The 21,248-nt window shown below is 70.4% G+C and carries 18 protein-coding genes; 14 read left to right on the top strand and 4 right to left on the bottom strand.

From position 1 onward, the window contains the following. Window positions 1–27: 27 nt before the first annotated feature. Both BDW27_RS17770 and BDW27_RS28165 read right to left on the bottom strand, forming a co-directional pair. Window positions 28–1,725: a nitrite/sulfite reductase gene (locus BDW27_RS17770; protein ID WP_110050365.1), complete on the bottom strand. Its 1,698-nt coding sequence runs from the start codon at window positions 1,723–1,725 to the stop codon at window positions 28–30. 181 nt (window positions 1,726–1,906) lie between these two features. Beyond that, window positions 1,907–1,996, bottom strand: a complete 90-nt coding sequence (locus BDW27_RS28165) for a putative leader peptide (RefSeq protein WP_338042027.1) — start codon at window positions 1,994–1,996, stop codon at window positions 1,907–1,909. A 117-nt stretch (window positions 1,997–2,113) separates the two neighbouring features. Between BDW27_RS28165 and BDW27_RS17775 the strand changes: the two genes are divergently transcribed. From BDW27_RS17775 to BDW27_RS17795, 5 genes are all read left to right on the top strand, one after another. Next, window positions 2,114–3,115 carry a YihY/virulence factor BrkB family protein gene (locus tag BDW27_RS17775; protein WP_110050367.1) on the top strand — a complete coding sequence of 334 codons (1,002 nt, stop codon included), beginning with the start codon at window positions 2,114–2,116 and terminating at the stop codon, window positions 3,113–3,115. Window positions 3,116–3,288: 173 nt separating this feature from the next. Continuing rightward, a complete protein-coding gene (locus BDW27_RS17780; RefSeq protein WP_146223272.1) occupies window positions 3,289–3,765 on the top strand; it encodes a hypothetical protein in 477 nt (158 codons plus the stop codon). Next, window positions 3,762–4,523, top strand: coding sequence for a hypothetical protein (locus BDW27_RS17785; protein WP_110050370.1), 762 nt, complete (start codon window positions 3,762–3,764; stop codon window positions 4,521–4,523). Before BDW27_RS17780 ends, BDW27_RS17785 begins: the two co-directional genes overlap by 4 nt. A 387-nt stretch (window positions 4,524–4,910) precedes the next feature. Continuing rightward, window positions 4,911–6,386, top strand: coding sequence for a hypothetical protein (locus tag BDW27_RS17790; protein WP_110050372.1), 1,476 nt, complete (start codon window positions 4,911–4,913; stop codon window positions 6,384–6,386). A gap of 30 nt (window positions 6,387–6,416) precedes the next feature. Next, window positions 6,417–7,235, top strand: a complete 819-nt coding sequence (locus BDW27_RS17795; RefSeq protein ID WP_110050374.1) for a hypothetical protein — start codon at window positions 6,417–6,419, stop codon at window positions 7,233–7,235. Between the two features lie 92 nt (window positions 7,236–7,327). Here the strand turns inward: BDW27_RS17795 and BDW27_RS17800 are convergent, their stop codons facing one another. Further along, the gene (locus tag BDW27_RS17800; RefSeq protein WP_110050376.1) at window positions 7,328–8,527 is read right to left on the bottom strand and encodes an MFS transporter; all 1,200 of its coding nucleotides are present in this window, start codon (window positions 8,525–8,527) and stop codon (window positions 7,328–7,330) included. Window positions 8,528–8,868: 341 nt separating this feature from the next. Between BDW27_RS17800 and BDW27_RS17805 the strand changes: the two genes are divergently transcribed. Together BDW27_RS17805 and BDW27_RS17810 are read left to right on the top strand one after the other, a co-directional pair. Then, window positions 8,869–9,429 carry a GNAT family N-acetyltransferase gene (locus tag BDW27_RS17805; protein WP_017545520.1) on the top strand — a complete coding sequence of 187 codons (561 nt, stop codon included), beginning with the start codon at window positions 8,869–8,871 and terminating at the stop codon, window positions 9,427–9,429. Between the two features lie 158 nt (window positions 9,430–9,587). Further along, window positions 9,588–10,907, top strand: a complete 1,320-nt coding sequence (locus tag BDW27_RS17810; RefSeq protein ID WP_110050378.1) for a phosphoribosyltransferase — start codon at window positions 9,588–9,590, stop codon at window positions 10,905–10,907. A gap of 171 nt (window positions 10,908–11,078) precedes the next feature. Here BDW27_RS17810 and BDW27_RS17815 read toward each other — a convergent pair whose 3' ends face one another. After that, a complete protein-coding gene (locus BDW27_RS17815) occupies window positions 11,079–11,378 on the bottom strand; it encodes a WhiB family transcriptional regulator (protein ID WP_017588640.1) in 300 nt (99 codons plus the stop codon). 843 nt (window positions 11,379–12,221) lie between these two features. On the opposite strand from BDW27_RS17815, the gene BDW27_RS17820 reads away from it, so the two are divergent. From BDW27_RS17820 to BDW27_RS17845, 7 genes are all read left to right on the top strand, one after another. Next, a complete protein-coding gene (locus BDW27_RS17820; protein ID WP_110050380.1) occupies window positions 12,222–12,629 on the top strand; it encodes a YccF domain-containing protein in 408 nt (135 codons plus the stop codon). Window positions 12,630–12,857: 228 nt separating this feature from the next. Then, window positions 12,858–14,189: an AI-2E family transporter gene (locus BDW27_RS17825; protein ID WP_199560700.1), complete on the top strand. Its 1,332-nt coding sequence runs from the start codon at window positions 12,858–12,860 to the stop codon at window positions 14,187–14,189. Between the two features lie 267 nt (window positions 14,190–14,456). Next, a complete protein-coding gene (locus tag BDW27_RS17830; protein WP_110050383.1) occupies window positions 14,457–16,055 on the top strand; it encodes an ABC-F family ATP-binding cassette domain-containing protein in 1,599 nt (532 codons plus the stop codon). 288 nt (window positions 16,056–16,343) lie between these two features. After that, on the top strand, window positions 16,344–16,550 hold the full coding sequence (locus BDW27_RS27115; protein ID WP_026129429.1) for a helix-turn-helix domain-containing protein: 207 nt from the start codon (window positions 16,344–16,346) through the stop codon (window positions 16,548–16,550). Between the two features lie 71 nt (window positions 16,551–16,621). Then, a complete protein-coding gene (locus BDW27_RS17835; protein ID WP_110050385.1) occupies window positions 16,622–17,464 on the top strand; it encodes an enoyl-CoA hydratase/isomerase family protein in 843 nt (280 codons plus the stop codon). A gap of 345 nt (window positions 17,465–17,809) precedes the next feature. Further along, window positions 17,810–19,387 (top strand): DEAD/DEAH box helicase, encoded by a 1,578-nt coding sequence (locus tag BDW27_RS17840; protein ID WP_199560691.1) that lies wholly within the window; start codon window positions 17,810–17,812, stop codon window positions 19,385–19,387. Window positions 19,388–19,570: 183 nt separating this feature from the next. After that, the gene (locus BDW27_RS17845; protein WP_110050388.1) at window positions 19,571–21,220 is read left to right on the top strand and encodes a sodium:alanine symporter family protein; all 1,650 of its coding nucleotides are present in this window, start codon (window positions 19,571–19,573) and stop codon (window positions 21,218–21,220) included. Window positions 21,221–21,248 lie beyond the last annotated feature (28 nt).

The raw sequence follows: 21,248 nt of genomic DNA on the forward strand, positions 1-21,248 counted from the left end.
CCGCCCGGGCCTCTGGGTGTCAGGTGGTCACTTCAGGTCCGCGTCGTCGGCGCGGCCCGCCCAGGCGGCGAAGTTCTCGCCGTCCTCGCGCTGCTCCTGGAAGCGCCGGAGCACCCGCTCGACGTAGTCGGGGAGATCGTCGGCGGTCGTCTTCAGCCCGCGGATCTTCTTGCCGAAGGCCTGGGTCAGCCCCATGCCGCCGCCCAGGTGGATCTGGTAGCCCTCCACCTGCTCACCCCGGTCGTTCATGACCAGCTGGCCCTTGAGACCGATGTCGGCGACCTGGATGCGCGCGCAGGAGTTCGGGCAGCCGTTGACGTTGATGGTCACCGGCTCCTCGAAGTCCGGAAGCCGCTTCTCCAGCTCGTCGATGAGGGTGGCCGCGCGGCCCTTGGTCTCCACGATCGCCAGCTTGCAGAACTCGATGCCGGTGCAGGCCATGGTCTGACGGCGGAACACGCTCGGGTTGACCTGGAAGTCCTCGGCCTCCAGCGCGGCCGTGATCGACGGGACCCGCTCCTCCTCGATGTCGAGGATGACCAGCTTCTGGTCGGCGGTGGTGCGGATGCGGTCCGACCCGTGCTCCTCGGCGATCTCGGCGACCCGCAGCAGCGAGGCGCCCGAGACCCGGCCCACCTTGGGCGCGAAGCCCACGTAGAACCGTCCGTCGCGCTGGCGGTGCACGCCCACGTGGTCGCGGCGCACCCCCGGGTCCAGCACGGGACCGGGGCCGTCGGGGAGTGCGTAGCCGAGGTACTCCTGCTCCAGGACCTCCCGGAACCTCTCCGCGCCCCACTCCTTGATGAGGAACTTGATCCGGGCACGGGTGCGCAGACGCCGGAAGCCGTAGTCGCGGAAGATCCCGCAGACCCCGGCCCACACCTCGCTCACCTGGTCCGGGCGCACGAAGGCGCCCAGCCGCTGCGCGAACATCGGGTTGGTGGACAGGCCGCCGCCGACGAACAGGTCGTACCCGGCCTCGCCCGCCTCGTCGCGCACGCCCACGAAGGCGATGTCGTTGATCTCGTGGTTCACGCAGTGCACGGTGCACCCGGACAGAGACGACTTGAACTTGCGGGGCAGGTTCGAGTACAGCGGGCTGCCGATGTGCTCGTCGTAGATCTGCTCGATCTGCGCGGTGGGGTCCAGGACCTCGTCCTCGGCCACTCCGGCCAGCGGGCAGCCCAGGATCACGCGCGGGGTGTCCCCGCAGGCCTCCGTCGTGGACAGCCCCACGGACTCCAGCTTCTCCCAGATCGCGGGGACGTCCTCCACGCGGATCCAGTGGTACTGCACGTTCTGCCGGTCGGTGATGTCGGCGGTGTCGCGCCCGTAGTCACGGGAGACCTCCGCGACCGCGCGCAGCTGGGCCGCCGACAACTGGCCGCCGTCAATGCGCACGCGCAGCATGAAGTAGCGGTCGTCGAGTTCCTCGGGCTCCAGCACGGCCGTCTTGCCGCCGTCGATGCCCGGGGCACGCTGCGTGTAGAGGCCGAACCAGCGAAAGCGCCCACGGAGGTCGGCCGGGTCGATGGAGTCGAACCCGCCCTTCGCGTAGACGTTGATGATCCGATCGCGGACGTTGAGCCCGTCGTCGTTCTTCTTGTTCTCCTCGTTCTTGTTCAGCGGTTCGCGGTAGCCGAGGGCCCACTGGCCCTCACCACGGCGGCGCTTGGGTTTGGCTGCCGTGGGTGGCTTGCCGGGCTGCGCGGAAGAGGGAGGCATCGCGGGTGTCTCCGTTGGGGTCGCGGGGTGCTCACGATCCCGGCGCCCGCACCACTGGCCCGTGGACACCGCACGTCGTCGTGGCTGGTGTCACGGGTGAAGCCCGTGTGGGAGTTGAAGGAAGAGGGGGAGCGCCGGGGCCGCGCGCACCCCTGAGGGTGCGTCAAAAGGCGGCGAGAAGTTATCCGACGCTGCAACAGATGGCGCTGCTGACCCGCAGGAAGTCCACGTGGCGGCGCACGCGGAGCATGGGGTCGAGAACAGCGTTCATGTTTCGAGAATGGCACGGGCGTCCGGCGCTTGTCCAGGCGTGCCGATCGGGCCCGAATGTGAGTCACGTCATGCCGCGATGGTGCCGACCGTCCTGAGGAGCGCTAACGTTCTCCCTGTGGTGGGATTCTGGGAAAGCCTGTGGCGCATGGTCGACGCCTGGCTCAGACGCCATCCCGCCTTCCACAGCGGCACGCTGCTCGTGCTGCGCACCATCCGGGCCTTCTCCCGTGACCGGGTCGTCGGCCTGGCCGCCGAGTCGGCCTTCTTCGCGCTGATCTCCCTCCCCGCGCTGTTGCTCTGTCTCCTGGGCGCCCTGGGGCCACTGGCCATGGTGTTCGGGGAGGACCTCGTGGTGGAGATCCGCGAGTGGATGCTGGACCTGGCGGCGCGCATCCTCACTCCCGCCACCGTCGAGAGCGTGGTGGAGCCGCTTGTCGACGACTTCCTCGGCGGCGTCCCGGGCGGCGTCCTCTCCGTCACCTTCCTGGTGTCCCTGTGGTCGGGTTCGCGGGCGATGAACGTCTTCATCCGCTCCATCACCATCTCCTACGGCCTGGACGAACTGCGCGGCTGGCTGTGGCAGCGGGTGCTCGCCTTCTTCGCCTACCTGGGAGGCTTGTTGTTCGCGGTCCTGGTGCTGCCGGTGCTGGTGGCCGGACCCGACATCGTCCACGATCTGCTGCCGCTCACCGTCGGTCACCTCAACCTCTTCTACTGGCCGCTGGTGGCCCTGCTCGTCACCGCCGCCGTCACGTTGCTCTACGCGCTCAGCGTCCCCGTCCGCACCCCGCTGTGGCGGCACCTGCCCGGGGCGCTCCTGGCCACTCTCGTGCTCCTGGCCGGTTCGGCCGGCCTGCGCGCCTACCTGGACGCCTCCTTCGGACAGGTGAGCATCTACGGCTCGCTGTCCGCCCCCATCGCGATCCTGGCGTGGCTGTACGTCATGGCGATCGCCGTGCTGGTGGGGTCCTCGCTCAACTCCGAGATCGACGCCCTGTGGCCCACGGTGCGCACCGCCTCCGCCCGCGCGGAACTCGCCAACCGCCACTTCGAGCGGGCCGACCGGCTCGCCCAGCGGCGGGAGCAGGCGGTCATCGACACCCTCAACGGGCGCTGACCAGAAACGGCCAAAGGGACCGTTAAGCCAGGAATGTCAGTATTTTGACTGTGTCCGGCGGGAGGCCGCGAACCCGCCGCCCCGAGCCTGGACAGTCCCCTGAAAGGCCCCCAGTGCCCTCCCCTTCCGGGCCCCCGATCCACGCGTCCTCGCGCCTCGGAATCGGTTCGATCATGGCCGCGATTCTCTGCGTCACCCTGTGGTTCACCCTCACCACGGGTCACCCCCTCCACCACGGCTCCACCAGCCTCCTCGCTCTGGCCTTCTCCAGCCTGTGCGTCCTGTACCTGGCGGCTCTGCCCCAGCGCCCCGGAGCTCCCTCGGCGCGACCGGAACAGGCCGTCGCCTTCGTCTGGATGCCGTGGCTGGTGGCGGTGATCCCCCTGTCCCTGGTGTTCTCCGAAACGGGGCTCCTGCCGTGGCTCTGGCCGCTCCTCCTGCTTCCGCTCACGGCTCTGTTCCCGGCCTTCCTCGCCGTCGCTGTCTGGAGCCTGTTCTGGTACCAGACCTGGGACCCGGTCCCGGTGCTGGTGGTCTGCCTCGTCTCCTACGCGCTGTCCTTCGTGCTCCGTGTCCGCGAGAACCGCGCCATCGCCGCCCTGGGGCAGAACGGGCTCCGGGCTTCTGCATCGCTGGGGGAGGGCCGATGAGACTCTCCGCCGTGTTCCTCGTGGGCAGCGTCCTCTCCCTGGCGACAGCCTTCTTCCTGGGCTTCTGGGGCGCTCCGTTCGTCGTCGTGCAGATCGTCGGTTGGGTCCTCGGCGCCATGTGCGTGTTCCTGGTCCGAATGGCGTTCCTGGTCTCGCCCGCCGAGGACGAGCGGGAGCGGCGCGCGGCTGGTGACCTCCACCGACTGCTGTTGGGCATCGGGTCACACCTCCTGTGCGGGCCGCTCCTGCTCGCCACTGTGGCCACCGTCGTCTGGCGCGGCTCCTGGGAGGTGTGCTTCCTCCTGGCGTTCACCGTCCCCCTGTACGCCCTGGCGATCGTCTGCCAGGTGCGGGAGTCCGGGGCGGCGCCCCCGCCCGGGCCGGGGCCGATGATCGTCGGCTGGGGCGCGCACGTGACGCCGACTCCGGGGTGGGCCGTTCTCTACCTGGGCGTTCCCCTCCAGCGCCCGGGGGGACTGAACACGCTGAACCCGCGGTTCCAGGTGGACGGCGAGAACGTCGTCAGTCTGGCGGCGGGCCAGTGGGCGACGGTCGTGGTGGCTCCGGGGCGGCGCCGGGTCCGCGCTCTCCTCGCCCTGCAACGCTCGGCGCCACTGGAGGTCGACCTGCGTCCCGGGGAGGAGGCGCACGTCGAGCTGCGTTACCGGCCCAACCCGGTGACGAGCGGAGGGCGTCGGACACTGGACCTGCACAGGGTCGGCCCACGCGACCCCCGTCCGTCCACGCGACCTGCGTGAGCGGTGGGAGTCCGGTTCAACCGAGGACCCCCTGGCCAGATCCGGCCAATTTCGGCGTGAACCTGATCGCCTTTTGGGGTGTCCTCTCCAGCGTGAGCAAGTCGCGCCGGGCGGGTCCCGTGACCTCCTTCGCAAGTCACAGCAGGTCACCGGTCCCGTGGGGCGAACTCGAACAGGTGAGGCGGGACTGGTGCCCGGTTCCTTCTCGATGAAACGGAGTGAACATCCTCTGAGACGGTCAGTATCATCACGTGCAGCATTGACTACTCGTGTGCCGTTTGACCCCCGCTTGCGGATCCCGTCGCGCCGCGACCGACCGTCATCGCTGATCGTCCCCCTGCTCCCGTACACGAACAGGTTCACGTTCCCCATGCCTTCGGAGGCACCATGAGCCGGGCGTCCCGTCCGGAGCACCCCCGGCCAACCGCGGTCATCGTCATCGCGCCCGACGAACTCAGCGCCGAGATCGTCATCGAGGGACACCGCCAGGTCGTGAGCGGCCTGGCTCCCAAGGAGACGCGGCGCGCGGCGCTGGACGTCGCCACGGGCTACGCCGCCCGGATCGGGCAGCCGGTACTGGTCGACGCGCGTGACGCCAACGGTTACTGGCGTCTGGTCGCGACCCCCTCGGGGGTCGTGCAGGCGGCGGACCAGGCCCTCTCGGACCGTCCGCAGCCGCCTATCCCGGGCACGCCCCAGGGCGGTCAGACGCCTCCGGGACACCCTCCGGCGGCCGGGAAGGAGAGAGGCGGCGGCAGGAAGGTCCTCATCGGGGGAGCGGCGGTGCTCGCTCTGCTGCTCGTCGTCGGTGGCGGAGTGGTCGTCACCCGATTCCTGCCCGGTGTCTCCACGGCGACGGAGGACGACGGGGCCGACGACCCCGCGGTCGCCCTGGAGTTCGAGGCCCCGCCGGGGTACGCGCCCACGGTCGACTTCTCCGAGGAGCTCGCTCCGGAGACCCAGCCCGGGATCAGCCGCGACGGTCTCTTCCTCGCCTACATCGACCCCGGAGAGCAACTCAACCTCCTCGCCGAGGACGGCTCGCGCGAGTGGTCGGTGGAACTGCCCTTCGAAGCGGGTGCCGGGCTCGGCGCACCCCGGTTCGTGGAGTACGGCGGCGAGGACGCCATCGCGATGGAGACCGCCGACACCCTGTGGTTCTGGCCCGTCTCCGGCGCCGGCCCCACCAGCATCACGCTCCCCGAGTCCGGCTCCGCCCGGTACGCGGGTGACTCCGTCCTGGTCCGCACCGACGAGACCTCCTACCTGCCCATCGACGGAGAGCTGGAGGAGTTCGAGTCTCCGGGCAGCTCGGAGCCGATGCTCGCGGCCGACGACCGCGCCCTGACCGCCGTGGTGAACGGCCCCTGGCAGTGGGTCGAGCCCGGCGGCGGGGAGCAGGAGGTCCACGCCGACCGTCCCGACGGCGCCGGTGACATGGAGGGCGTGGTCACCGCCCTGCGCGAGTACGTGATCGTCCGCTGGGAAGCGCAGCGGGGCGAAGGTTCGCTCCTGGCCTTCCACGACCGCGAGGACGGCGCCGTCCTCGGCGCGGCGGAGATCGAGGAGGACGCCCTGGAGGGCGTCAGCCACCTCTCCGCGCCGATCGGAGTCGACCTGGTCGCCTACGGCCCGGTGCTGTTCTCACCGGCCACTGGTGAGACCGCCGTGGTTCCGGGCTTCACACCCGAGGCGACGGTCGGTGCCCAGGTCTTCGGTGAACTGGACGGCGAACGGGTGGCGCTGGACGCCGCCGGTGAGCCCTCCGAGGTTCCCGAGGACACCCAGACTCCGCGCGGCCTTCTCGGCGACCGCGCGGTGGTGGTCCACGAGGGCCACCTGTATGCCATTCCCCCTGAGTAGTTCATTTCGCAAGCGAAAGAAAGGAGTGGGATGTCCCTTAAGAAGCGGGTCTTCACGGTCACTGCGGCCGGCCTTTTCATGGCTGGTTTCTCGGTGACTCCGGCCTTCGCGGCCGAGACCGCGGACGAGACCGTCCCCGATGTCACGCCCGAGGCCGCCCCGGTGACGCTTCAGGAGTCGGCTCCGGCCCCTGCGGCTGACCCCGTGGTCGAGGTCGCTCCCATCGTGGAGCAGGCCTTCGAAGAGGTCACCACGTTCCCGGCGTTCGACCTGCCGCCGCTCTTCCCCGACCCGGGTGACGGCGGGGAGGACCCGGGCAACCCTGACCCGGGCCCGATCGATCCCCCGGACCCGGGTGACGGCGGCGACCCCGGTGACGACGACGGCGACGACGGCGGCGACCCCGGTGACGACGACGGCGACGGTGACGACGGCGGCACTCCGCCCGGCGACGGTGACGACGGTGACGACGGCGGTACCCCGCCCGGCGACGGTGACGACGGCGGCACTCCGCCCGGCGACGGTGACGGCGGCGACGACGGCGGTACCCCGCCCGGCGACGGTGACGGCGGCGACGACGGTGGCACCCCGCCCGGTAACGGGGACGGTGGAATCACCGACCCCGACCTGGGCACCGGCCCCGGTGACAACGGGCAGCCGCCCAACGCCAACGCCCCCGGCGCCAAGTCCCCGAGCGGTCCGGCTCCTGTCACCGGTGACACCACCGGTGGCGAGCTCGCCGCCACGGGCGTCGACATGTCGGGCTTCGTGCTCGGCGGCGCGGTCGTGGCCGGTATCGGTGCTCTGGCCCTGTGGGCCGGCAGCCGCCGTCCGGGCATGGCTGAGTAACACCGCGTCCGTTCCCGCGTCCGCGTGGGTCTGACGCGTGGAAGGGCCCCGTCCGCCGGAGGAATCCGGTGAACGGGGCCCTTTCGTGTCCCTCAGGTCCGCGGACGCAGTGCCGAGGCGAGCAGGAAGGCAGCCACCCCCGCCGCAGCGATGGCCCAGAGCGCGCTGCCGAGTGTGAGCGAGTCGGCGAGGAGGCCCACCATGGGAGGGAAGGCCAGGAACCCGGCCCGGCCCAGCCAACCCACCACGGTCACCCCGTCGCCGGTGCGCACCCCGGGGATGTTCCCGGCGGCGGCCAGCGTCAGCGGGAACAGCGTGGACACGCCCAACCCCATGACACCGAAGCCGATGATGGTGGTCACCGGGTGCGGAAGGAGGAGGGCGATGGCCAGCCCGCCAGCGGCGAGCAGACCGCAGGCGTGCCCCACCGCCGCCGCTCCGAACCGGTCGGTCACCCGGTCGCCGACCAGGCGGCCCACCGTCATCATCGCCTGGCAGGCCACGAACGGCATCGCGGCCAGGAACAGCGGCGCGCCCAGTTCCGTGCTCATGTACACCGCCCCCCACGAGGCCGCGGAGTCCTCAATGCCCCCGGCCATCATCAGCAGCACACCCAGCATCACCAGTAGCAGGATGCCCTGGGCCGGGATGCGGGCCCGGCTCCCGTCGTGGCCGTTCACCCCGTCCTCCCGCTCGCTGTTCTCGGGCCCGGGCAGCAGCATGCGGCTGATGGCGAGGTTCACGACCACGAGCACGACCGTCACCCCGGTCAGGTGCCAGAGGATCGGCACCCCGGAACCGGCCATGGTCGCGCCGAGCAGACCGCCGGCGACCGCCGCCAGGCTCCACACGGCGTGGAAGGTGTTGATGATGCTCCGCCGGTAGCGGCGCTGCACGCGAAGACCGTGGGAGTTCTGCGCCGAGTCGGTCCAGGCGTCGGCGGAGCCCATGACGAAGAGCGCTGCGGCGAGCATCCACCAGTTCTGCGCGAGAGCGATGAATGGAAGCGCTCCCAGCGAGACAAGGCTGGTCCCCACGGCAGTGCGTCCGCTGCCGAACCAGTGGATCAGCGGCCCCGCGAGCATCCCGGTCAGGATCGCCCCGAACGGCATCGCCGCGATCGCCAGCCCCAGCTCGGCGTTGGTCAGACCCAGGTCGTCCTTGATCACCGGCAGCCACGGAACGGCGTTCGTGTACGTGAACCCGTTGACGAAGAACAGGGTGGACACCGCGACCCGAGCGCGCCTGGCCTCGGGAGGGGGTCCGGTGGACTTGTCGGTCTGCGCGTTCAAGGAGGGCTCCAGGGTTCGTTTCGATGCGTGCGGATGTTATCCGGCGAGCAGTTCCGATGGACAGGCTTTTTCACGGGTGGGAGGGCGACCGGGCTTGCCATGCGACCCCGAGCCGTTTTACATAGGGGGTCCGCCCTCGTCAACGTGGAATCCCGGAGGTCACACCAGCCCCCGGCCCCTTCCCTCCCACTTCGGACCAGTTCCGCCCCCGTCCCGACCAGCGGCCCCTGACACCGGCCAGCCCCCGCGGCCCGCTCCCGCGTAGGCGCCCCCTGCCCGCCGACTCCCTCACACCGGGACGCGCCGTGCCCCGACGGTCCCGGTCGGAACCGGAAGATCACATGATCAGAACGAGCGCGCTGCGAGAAACGCCCACGCTGACCGGGAAGAGCGTACGACTGGTCCCCCTGGGCCCCGAACACACGGACGCCTACTTCGCGGCGGGACTCGACGAGGAGGTCCGACGGCTCACCGGAACGCACGGCCACATCACCTACGCGCAGGCGCGCGAGTGGTGCGAGAGCCGCGCGGGCCGCACCGACCGGCTGGACCTGGCCATCATCGCGCCCGGCGACGGCCGCTATCTGGGCGAGCTGTCCGTCTACGCGGTCTCCCCGGAGAACGAGACCGCCGGGTACCGCATCGCCCTGTCGGCGATCGAGTTCACCGGGCAGGGGCTGGGCCGGGAAGCGACCCAGCTGGTCCTGGAGTACGCCTTCGAGCAGATCGGTCTGCACCGGGTCTGGTTGTACGTCTACGCCTTCAACATGCGCGCCATCGCCGTGTACCGGTCCTGCGGCTTCGACGTCGAGGGCCGACTCCGTGACGCCCTGCTCTGGGAGGGGCGCCGCCACGACGCCCTGTTGATGGCGGTGCTGCGCGGCGGATCCCGGGGCCGCTGACCGTTCCCGGGGCACCGGCCCCGGGGCGGTTTTTGCCCCAGTGCGGGGTTGCGACACGTATGAGGCGGGGGATGCCGCTACCACTGTTCCCGCGGCTCACTCCACACTCTGCCGGAAGGAGCGGCGCCGGGCTCCGCGGCCCTGGCGCCGGTGAGGACATGAACCCGGTACCCGTCTCACTGCCCTTCGCCGACCGTTCCGAGGCGGGGCGACGCCTCGCGGAGCGGGTGCGCCCCCACGCCGTCAACGACCCGATCGTGCTCGCCCTGCCCCGTGGCGGTGTTCCCGTCGGAGCGGAACTCGCCGACCGCCTCGACGCCGACTTCGACGTACTGATGGTCCGCAAGATCGGCATGCCCGGGCACCCGGAGACCGGTGTGGGCGCGATCGCCGAGGACGGACAGGTCATCTACGACGACCGCGCCCTGGCCCGGATGCGGGTGCCACGTCAGGCGCTGTCCGACACCGTGGCCTCGGAACGGGACGAACTCGACCGCAGGCGTCGCGTCTACCGAGGGGAACGACCGTCTCCGAGGATCGCCGGTCGCGACTGCGTGGTGGTCGACGACGGCGTCGCCACCGGCGGCACCGCCCGCGCCGCGCTGCGGATGCTGCGCCAGGCGGGTCCCTCGCGCCTGGTCCTGGCCGTGCCCGTGGGCGCCCCGGAGGCACTGGAGACGCTCCGGGAGGAGGCCGACGAACTGGTGGTGTTGACCGCACCGGAGAACTTCCAGGCGGTGGGGGAGTGGTACCGGGACTTCGACCAGCTGTCCGACGGCAGCGTCGTCGCGATCCTCTCCGAACACGAACGCCTCCACCGGTCACCCGACGTCTCCCGGGGGGTGCGGATCCGCGCGGGACAGGTGTACCTGGACGGTGACCTCACGATGCCGACGGCGCTGCGAGGCGCCGTGGTGATGGCCTTCGGCGAAGGTCAGGCCGACCCCCGGTGGCGGGCGAACGCCTCGGCCCTGCGCCGCGCGGGGTACGCGACCCTGTTGCTCGACCTGCTCACCGAGGAGGAACGGGCCTCCCAGGACACGGAGGGCGGGCAGGAGACCGACACCGGTGTGCTGGGAGAGCGGCTCAGCGCGGCGGTGACCTGGCTGCGGCGCGCGACCGACGCGGCCAGCGAACCCCTGGGCCTGCTGGGTTCCGGGCCCGCCGCGCCCGCCGCCCTGGTGACGGCGGCGCAGCGACCGGAGGACGTGGGGGCGGTGGTGGTGCACGGCGGACGCGTCGACCGCGCCGAACCGCACCTGTCGTCGGTGCGGGCACCGACCCTGTTCCTGTTGGAGAGCGGTGACTCGTTCGTGCGCGAGCTGGGCGAGTGGACCCGCGGCAGGTTGGGCGGCCCTTCCGAACTGAAGGTGGTGTCCGGGGCCGAACGGCTGCTGCGGGGCGACCTCGGATGGCGCGAGGTGGCGGTGGAGACGCTGGACTGGTTCGACCGGCACCTGTCACCCGGGCCGGGGTGAGTCCACCCGGCTCGGGGAGGGCGCTCGGCCGGGTCAGGGCCCGGGACCGGGAATCGACCGCGAAAAACGCGGAAACAGGAAAACCCGCGGCGCCCTCGACGAACTACGTCGGGGCGCCGCGGGTTATCGGGGCCGGGGCCAGCGGGAGAGAGATCCGCTCGGCGGGAATCGCTAGGCGGCGTTGGCGCGGCGCATGCGGCGACGGCGCTCGGAGGCGCGCTCGTCCTCGTTCAGTCCGCCCCAGGTGCCGTACTTCTCCGGACGCGAGATCGCATAGTCCAGGCAGTCGGTCCGAACTGGGCAGGCCGCACAGATCTCCTTGGCCTTGCGCTCACGAATCTCCCGCTCCGGCTGGCGTTCGCCATCGGGGCCGAAGAAGAGCACAAGGTCCTCGCCCCGGCACGCGGCGGCATCCTGCCACCCCCAGCTCGGGCGGGGGCGCAGCGCGGCCTGCCGACGTACCTGAGACATGCTTGAACCACCTCTACTGAAATCACTAGTAAGCTGTCTGAAAAAGCTTCAGTCACCAAAAGTTGGTCATGCGGCGTGAGGCACCCCGCACGACGCAAACGTCGAGCGGTGTTGACGTTGTTCCCCGGTGTGGCTGAGACCACGAGAAGCGCCATCACGGAGGCGATGCCTGCCGTTGAAGGGGTGCTCTCACGCGAACGGCCGCGGAGGCGGTGACAGTCTCCGTCTGTGCCGGTACGTAATCATGCCATCCCCGCTCCCGATCCTGCACGGGGGGTGGGGAAATTACTCATCCAACCGTTACCGAAACCTGATGCTTGGCGTCCGGTCTCTGGTTGTCTGTCAGATTTTGTCGCAAATCGCCAGAACTACCGTCTTGCGAAGGACACAGCACATCGTATGGGGCGATGTCCCTCCTGCCTAGGGGGTCCTCCTGATGCGCCCATCACATTGTGGTCCGCCCATGCTCGCGAGATTGGGTGTGACCGTATGTCCTCACGCAGCGCGACGGGGTCCGGAAGCCGATCCGCCTTGCCAGTAGGGTCGTCGTATCGCGTGGCGCCTCGCGGCGCACCGCCCCCCCCACGCCCTCTCCTGAAACCGCGTGCGAGCCCGTGGCGCTCCCCCGGCCGCCGCGCCGCCCCTCCGCGGGCCGATTCCCACCGGTCCACACCGTCCCTTAGGGGAAGGATCAGGGGAACAGGGAGGAACAGGTCATGGTGCGTCCGCGTCCCAGACGATAGAAAACAGGGTGCGCTCGTTCTCCGTCCTTTCCGGAGGGAACGCGCACCACCCGCTCACGGGACCGGACAAGCACGGGACCGAACCAAGGAGACGAACACCGTGGCCCTCTTGAGGCTCATCCTGAACATCATCTGGCTCTTCGTCGCCGGATTCTGGCTGGCGGTCGGCTACGTCATCGCCGGACTCATCTGCTGCCTCCTCATCGTCACGATCCCCTTCGGCATCGCGTCCTTCCGGATGGCCAGCTACGCGATCTGGCCCTTCGGCCGCGACCTCGTGCGCAGGCCCGGCTCCGGTGGCGGCGCCACGTTCATGAACGTCATCTGGCTGATCGTCGCGGGCTGGTGGCTGACCATCGGTCACATCACCACCGCACTGGCCCTGGCCGTCACCATCATCGGCATCCCGATGGCGTGGGCCTCGCTCAAGATGATCCCGGTGGCGCTGGCCCCGTTCGGCAACGAGATCGTGCGCGCCGGCCACCCCCGTGAGCCCTGGCAGTTCTGAGACGACCGGCCCACACCGGAACGGGCGGACCCGTGAGGGCCGCCCCGTTCCGCCGGGCCACCCCACCTTCCTCGTCGTCCGGCGGAACCAGAACCCCCGCCGGCGCATCTCCCTGACATCCCCTCCCACATCCCCCGGAACAGTGTCACCACGTGGCCGTCGCCGCCGGAGCGGCCGCCCCGCAGCAATCCAGAGATCGGAGTCCATGTGCAAGCCCAGCGGCCGGGAGTGTGGGCGCTCCTGAACAAGTGGCTCGTCGCCCGCAGAGCCCGAGCCGAGCGCCTCGCCCAACTCGAGGCGCAGGACAAGGCCGCCAGAGCCGAGCCCGAGGTGGTCGAGGAACCCGCCCCCGAACCCGAGGACGTGGGCGCGGGCGACCTGCTGAGGGTGGTCAGCGACGTCGCCTGGCGGATGCTCCTCATCGGCGTCGTGGCGGGTCTGCTCGTCTACGCCATCATCTACCTTTCCCTCGTCACCCTCCCGGTCATCATCGCGGTGTTCATCACCGCGCTGCTGATGCCGCTGGCCAAATGGCTCCGGACCAAGGGGCTGGGACGCGGTTCCTCCACCGCCGTCGCCGTCCTCACCGGCCTGGTCGTCCTCGGCGGTGTGATCACGATGATTATCCAGCCCGCCATACAGGGCTTCGACGGGATGATCGCCAGCGTCTCCAGCGCGCTCACCGGTCTCCAGGAAATCCAGATCGAACTCCCCTTCGGGCTGGAGGCGGACCCGGCCTTCCTCACCAACGCGTTCACCAACGCGTGGGACCAGGTCCAGGGGATGATCACCGACAACACCCAGGAACTGGTCAACGGAGCCTGGACCGCCGGTGCGGCCGTCCTCCAGATCCTGATCAGCCTGGTGCTGGTCATCGCCCTCACCGTGTACTTCGTGCATTCGGGCGACAAGCTGATCGACTGGTTCGTGACGCTGCTGCCGCCCAAGTCCCGTCCGGGCCTGCGTCACGCGAGCGGCGTCGCCTACGGCGTGATGGGCCGCTACGTGCGGGGTGTGGCGATGGTCGGTGTCATCGACGCCGTCGGTATCGGCATCTTCCTTCTCATCTTCCTCGACGTGAACCTCGCGATCCCGCTGATCGTGCTCACCTTCGTCGGCGCCTTCCTCCCGGTCATCGGGGCCTTCCTCACCGGACTCCTGGCCGCGCTGGTGGCCCTGGTCGCCGAGGGCTGGGTGGTCGCGCTGGTCATCGTCGCGGCGGTCGTGGTGGTCCAGCAGGCGGAGAGCAGCATCTTCGCTCCCCGCATCTACGGCCAGGCCCTGGAGCTCCCCTCGCCCATCGTCCTGATCTCCATCACGGCCGGCGGCATCCTGGGCGGCATCCCGGGCATGTTCCTGGCCACTCCGGTGGCGGCCGTGCTCGCCGCGCTGCTGCGCAACCGGCCGCCCGCTCACCCGGACGACGGCGACGCCACGGAGGGGCCGGGAGGGTCCTCCGCGGCCCTGCCGGAGAAGGACGTGGCTGTCTTGGTCGCCTCCCCGCCCTCCGAGGAGACCTCGGACGGGCCGGAGTCAACGGACACCCCCACCAGGGAGTGACGTCGTCCCGCGAACCCTTGCGGGAATGACTCGCGCCCCCGGCCCCGTTGTGTGGGTCGGGGGCGCACCCGTGTCCGGGTCGCGCCGTGAGGAAAACCCCTCGCCCCGCCCCCGCTCCTTGCCGTTAGGCTGGGTCGGCCGGTCCCGAGGACACGTCCGCCGCCGCCCCGTCGCGGCGCCACCGCCGAACCAGCCCCCACGGGGGCCGGTGCCGCGCGTGTCCCGACCGCCCCGAACCGCCAGACCACCTTTGAGGATGCCCCACCCATGTTGATCGCCACCGACCTCGAACTGCGCGTCGGACCTCGACTCCTGCTGGAGCCGACGACCTTCCGTGTCGCCGCGGGGGACCGGATCGGACTGGTGGGCCGCAACGGTGCGGGCAAGACCACCATGACCAAGGTGCTCGCGGGGGAGGGGCTGCCCACCGGTGGAACGGTCACCAGCTCCGGCAGCATCGGCTACCTGCCGCAGGACCCGCGCACCGGCGACCTCGACGTGATCGCCAAGGACCGGGTCCTGTCCGCGCGCGGGATCGACGAGGCCCTCAACGGTCTGCGCGAGGCCGAGAAGAAGATGGCCAGCGACCACGAGAAGACCCGCAACAAGGGCGTGCGCCAGTACGCCCGCTGGGAGGAGCGCCTCCACGTGTTGGGCGGGTACGCCGCCGAGTCCGAGGCCGCCGCCATCGCCTCCAGCCTGGGCCTGCCGGACAAGGTGCTGTCCCAGCCGCTGCACACGCTCTCCGGTGGTCAGCGCCGCAGGGTGGAGCTGGCCCGCATCCTGTTCAGCGGCGCGGACACGCTGCTGCTGGACGAGCCCACCAACCACCTGGACGCCGACTCCATCGTCTGGCTGCGTGACTTCCTCAAGCACCACCAGGGCGGGCTCATCGTGATCAGCCACGACGTGGAACTGGTCGAGCACGTGGTCAACAAGGTGTTCTACCTGGACGCCAACCGCAGCACCATCGACATCTACAACATGGGCTGGAAGCTGTACCTGTCCCAGCGGGAGGCCGACGAGCGCCGTCGCCGCCGGGAGCTGGCCAACGCGGAGAAGCAGGCCGACACCCTGCGCAAGCAGGCGGACCGGTTCCGCGCGAAGGCCTCCAAGGCGCGCGCGGCGCAGCAGATGCTCAACCGCGCCGACAAGCTGCTGGACGGGGTCGCGGGGGTGCGCCAGTCCGACAAGGTCGCCAAGCTGCGCTTCCCGGACCCGGCGCCCAGCGGCCGCACGCCACTGATGGCCGAGGGGCTGTCCAAGTCCTACGGATCGCTGGAGATCTTCGCGGGTGTGGACCTGGCCATCGACCGGGGCAGCCGCGTGGTCATCCTGGGGCTGAACGGCGCGGGCAAGACGACCCTGCTCCGGCTGCTCGGCGGGGTCGAGCAGCCCGACACCGGTGAGGTCATCCCCGGTCACGGGCTCAAGCTCGGCTACTACGCGCAGGAGCACGAGACCCTGGACGTGGACCGCAGCGTGCTGGAGAACATGATGAGCGCGGCCCCGGACCTGCCCGAGGTCGAGGCGCGCAAGACCCTGGGGTCGTTCCTGTTCACCGGTGACGACGTGAGCAAGCCCGCCGGTGTGCTCTCCGGTGGTGAGAAGACCCGGCTGGCCCTGGCCACCCTGGTCGTCTCCAGCGCCAACGTGCTGCTGCTCGACGAGCCCACGAACAACCTCGACCCGGCCAGCCGCGAGGAGATCCTGGCGGCGCTGCGCAACTACAAGGGCGCGATCGTCCTGGTGACACACGACGAGGGCGCCGTGGGGGCCCTGCAACCCGAGCGCGTCATCATGCTTCCCGACGGTGTCGAGGACGTGTGGAACGCCGACTTCGAGGACCTCATCGCGCTGGCCTGACCGACCGGGCACGCGTACGGAGGACCCCGACCCCACGCGGGCCGGGGTCCTCCGTGTGTCCGGGGAAGCCGTGCTCGCGGGCACGAGCGAGCGCGTGCGGGACGCGGTGGACGCCCAGAGCACCGCGAGGTTCACCCCGTCACATTTCGGGCCCGGTTAGTGGTCTTCCGAAACTCGCCCCCACCGGCGTGGCGCCAGGCGAATGTGGCGGTGTGAGAACGGGATGTCCGATCATGGCAGTGGTTCCGGACGGTGGGAGACCCCACCACCGTGGAAGGGAAGAGATCTGTGAGTGAAGCGTTGAGGAAGGGCACCCGGGTGTCGGGAGCGGACCGTTCCGAGCTGGCCGCACAGCTCAGGCGCCGCTACGACGAGGGTGAGAGCATCCGCAGTCTGGCGGCGGCGACCGGCCGCTCCTACGGTTTCGTCCACCGGCTGCTGAGCGAGGCCGGGGTGGAGCTGCGGGGACGTGGTGGTGCGACACGGAAGGCCTGATCCCGGCGCCCGGGTCTGGGTTACTGGCGAGTAGGGTCGGTGGGTAGCCAACCGACGCGACGGAGGAAGCCATGGCACAGGACCCGCGGGAGTCCGGGAAACAGGATCTGCCCACCGAGGAGGAACTGACCCGGGCCGGACTGGGGCTCGTGGTTGAGGGCGCGGTCGCGCGCATCACCATCAGCCGCCCCGAGCGCCGCAACGCGATGACCGGACGCACCTGGACCACCCTGGCCCACATCGGCCAGGCACTCCCGGGCGATGTCCGAATTGTCGTCATCGCGGGAGAGGGCGACATCTTCTCCGCCGGGATCGACCTCAACATGTTCACCCCGGAGGGGGTCGACGGCGAGCGCTCGATCGTCGCCGGGCTCGCCGACGGCTCCGCCGACGAGGCCGACCTGGACGCCTACATCTCCGAGCTCCAGCAGGGCTTCCTCTGGCTGCGCCGACCGGAGCTCGTCACCATCGCGGCGGTGCGCGGACACGCCATCGGCGCCGGATTCCAGCTGGCGCTCTCCTGCGACCTGCGCATCCTCGCCGACGACGCCCGGTTCTGCATGAAGGAGCCCGCCCTGGGGCTGGTGCCGGACCTCACCGGCACCAAGCCCCTGGTGGACATCGTCGGCGTGCACCGCGCCACCGAGATCTGCCTGACCGCCCGCAAGGTCGGTGCCGAGGAGGCCCGCGAGCTCGGCCTGGCCACCCTGGTCGTCGGCGTCGACGAGCTCGACGGCGCCGTGGACGACGCCGTCGCCGCCCTGCTGGCCACCGACCCCGAGGCGGCCGTCGCCACCAAGGCCCTCCTCCAGGAGGCCGGGGACAACACGCTCGAGGAGCAGTGTGCCGCCGAGCGCCGCGCCCAGGTGGGACGCCTGACCGCCCTGGCCAGGGCCATGGCCCCGGGGGTCTGACCGCACACGGGGACGGGAGGGGGGAGACCGGTATCACCGGTGAAAATCCCCCATCCCGTCCCCGCTTCCAAACGATCTCTAGTACGCTGCTGCAAGCGGTCGATGAATGCCGCGCGCATCCGAGCGCGCCGGGCCGCCCAGACGCGGAGAGCGTGTCGGCGTCGGTCGACATCACTCTTGACCCGAAGAGCACACGAGCCCACACAGCCAGGGCCGCTTCCGCGTGTGATCAGGCGCGTTTGTGTGATTTCTTCGCTGGGTCCGCTGTGGCCGTGTGGAGCCTTCCTCGAAACGCCGCCAAACGATGAGGAAGGTACACGTCACTTGACGACGGACACTGCCGTAATGCCCGCTTTCGACAGCCTGGGGCTTCCCAAGGACATTGTCGACGAGCTGGCCAAGAACGGTGTGACCAACCCGTTCCCGATCCAGGCCGCGACCATTCCCGACGCCATCGAGGGCCGTGACGTCCTCGGGTGCGGGCGCACCGGATCGGGCAAGACCCTGGCCTTCGGCCTGCCGGTCCTGATGCGCTGCGCCGAGCGCCGCGCCGCCGCCAACCGTCCCCGGGCCCTGATCCTGGTCCCCACCCGCGAGCTCGCGCACCAGGTGCGCGACGCCCTGCGTATCTACGCCCGCATCCTGGGCGTCAAGGTCGGCGACGTCGTCGGCGGCAGCTCCTACACCCGCCAGATCAACGAGCTCCGGCGCGGCGTCGACCTGCTGGTCGCCACCCCGGGCCGTCTCACCGACCTCATCGACCAGGGCGCCTGCGACCTGGGCGACGTCGAGATCTCGGTGCTGGACGAGGCCGACCAGATGTGCGACATGGGCTTCATGCCGCAGGTCAGCGAGCTTCTCGACCAGGTGCGCCCCGACGGTCAGACCCTGCTGTTCTCCGCCACCCTCGACGGTGACGTGGACAAGCTGGTCCGCCGCTACATGAACGACCCGCGCACCCACTCCGTGGACCCGCCGGTCTCCCAGGTCACCACCATGGAGCACCACCTGCTCAAGGTGCTGCCCCGCGACAAGAACAAGATCGTCGCGCAGATCGCCGCGCGTGACGGCCGCACCATCCTGTTCGTGCGCAGCAAGTACCGCGCCGACACCATCAGCGAGCAGCTGATCGAGGCCGGGGTGCCCTGCGCCTCTCTGCACGGCGGCAAGACCCAGAGCGTGCGCACGCGCACCCTGGCCAAGTTCCGTGAGGGCAAGATCCAGGCCCTGGTCGCCACCGACGTCGCCGCTCGCGGCATCCACGTCGACGGCATCGACCTGGTCGTCAACATCGACCTGCCCACCGGGCACAAGGACTACCTGCACCGTGGCGGTCGTACCGCGCGGGCCGGTTCCTCGGGCGCCGTGGTCTCCCTGGTCGCTCCGAACCAGCGCCGCATGGCCCGCCGTCTGCTCAGCGACGCCGGCGTCGACGCCAAGCAGCACCTGGTCAACCCCGGGGACGAACTGCTCTCCGAGGTGACCGGAGCCAAGGAGCCCAGCTGGGAGCCGTGGATCGAGCCGCCGGAGCCCGTCCGTGAGCGTCGCGGCCGTGGCGGCCCCCGTCGCGGTGGTTACCGTGGCGGCGGCGGCGGTGGCGGCTACCGCGGCGGCGGTGGCGGTGGTTACCGTGGCGGCGGTGGCGGCGGCTACCGCGGTGGCGACTCGCGCGGCGAGGGCGGCTACCGCGGCGGCGAGGGCCGCAACGACCGCGGCGAGGGCGGCGGCTACCGTGACCGCGACTCCCGCGGCGAGGGCGGCTACCGTGGCGACGGCGGCGGCTACCGCGGCGGCGAACGCCGTGGCGAGGGCGGCGGCTACCGCGGTGGCGGTGGCGGCGGTTACCGTGGCGGAGACTCCCGTGGGGGCTACCGTGGCGGCCCGCGTCGCAACGACCGCTACGACTCCGCTCCGCAGCGCTAGCACCGAGCGGTACTGAAGCACCCGAGGCGGGTCCGACCACAGGTCGGACCCGCCTCGTCATGGTTTACGGTCCTTTACCGCCCCTTCGCGTGTCCCAGGCCGCCGAAACCACCCCCGAAGTGGACAGTTGGCCGGAAAACCCCGAACCGAACGCGGGGCCGCACACCGCTCGAAGGGGAACGAGTGACCGTCCTCAACAACGCTCTGGTCGCCCTCAACGACTTCTTCTGGACCTTCTTCCTCATCCCGCTGCTGGTCATCCTGGCCGTCTACTTCACCGTGCGGTCCGGTTTCGTCCAGATCCGCCTCCTCCCGGAGATGTTCCGGGTCATGCGCAGCAGCCCGGGGACGGCACCCGACGGCGGCCGCGAGATCTCGGCGTTCCAGGCCTTCGCCCTCTCGGCGGCCTCGCGGGTGGGGACCGGCAACATCGTCGGCGTGACGCTGGCGATCATGTTGGGCGGTCCCGGGGCGGTGTTCTGGATGTGGCTGATGGCCGGGGTCCTGGGCGCCGCGTCGTTCGTGGAGTCCACCCTCGCCCAGCTGTACAAGGTGCGGACCAGCACCGGCTTCCGCGGCGGTCCGGCGTACTACATGCTCTACGGGCTCGAACGCCGCTGGATGGGCGTCCTGTTCGCGGTCATCATCACCATCACGTTCAGCCTGGTGTTCAACTCGGTGCAGGCCAACGGCATCACGGGGGCGATCGGCACCTCGGTGGGGGAGTTCGGCGTCCCCACCGGTCTGTGGTTCGACGCGGTGATCGGCATCGGGCTCGCCGCGCTGACCGGTGCGGTGATCTTCGGTGGGGTGCGGCGCATCGCCACGGTCGCCCAGGGGCTGGTTCCCCTGATGGCGATCCTCTACATCCTCCTCGGCGTGGCCGTGGTCATCGTCAACATCGACGAGGTCCCCGGGGTCATCGGGAGCATCTTCGCGCACGCCTTCGGTCTGCGCGAGGCGGCCGCGGGCGGTGTGGGCACGGCGATCCTGTGGGGGATGCGGCGCGGCATGTTCTCCAATGAGGCGGGCCTGGGCTCGGCGCCCAACGCCGGTGCCACCGCTTCGGTCTCCCACCCCGCGAAACAGGGCCTGGTCCAGACCCTGGGCGTCTACTTCGACACCTGGCTGGTCTGCTCGGTGACCGCGTTCATCGTGCTCCTGTTCAGCACCGAGTTCGCCCCCGGGCAGGAGCCGATCGTGGTCGCCCAGATGGCGCTCCAGAGTTCGCTCGGAGGCTGGGCGATCCACGCCCTCACCGTCATCCTGTTCCTCCTGGCCTGGACCTCGCTGCTGGGCAACTACTACTACGGTGAGTCCAACCTCCGGTTCCTGGACGCCAACGACAAGCACCTGAGCTACTTCCGGGCCGCCGTCCTGGCCTCCATCTTCATCGGCTGCGTCGCCCCTCTGACCCTGGTGTGGAACCTGGCGGACATCGCCATGGGGGTCATGGCCACCGTGAACCTGCTGGCCATCGCCCCGCTGTCCACGATCGCCTTCCGACTGCTGGGCGACTACAGCCGTCAGCTGCGCAACGGACTGGACCCGCAGTTCACCCTGGCCAAGATGCCGGACCTGAGGAACGTGCACTGTTGGGGCGACGCCGGCGGACCTCTGCCCGAGGAGGTGGAGCGGTCCGGAGGCGCCGCGCCGAGCGACGCCGCGCCACAGGGGGAGCCGGGCGCCGTCGACGGCGGTGAGGGCATGCACGGCCCCGACTGGGAGCACGACGGCGAGCACGCGGCCGAGGGCGGGCACCCGGACGAGCGCCAGGACCCGGACGGTGGCGAGGCCCCCGGGGACGGCCGCGGTCCGGACCGGGACGACTAGGTCTCCTGGGCTGCGGCGCCGCTCCGGC

This window comes from Nocardiopsis sp. L17-MgMaSL7 (assembly GCF_003182025.1).
In the GTDB taxonomy this organism is placed as follows: domain Bacteria; phylum Actinomycetota; class Actinomycetes; order Streptosporangiales; family Streptosporangiaceae; genus Nocardiopsis; species Nocardiopsis prasina.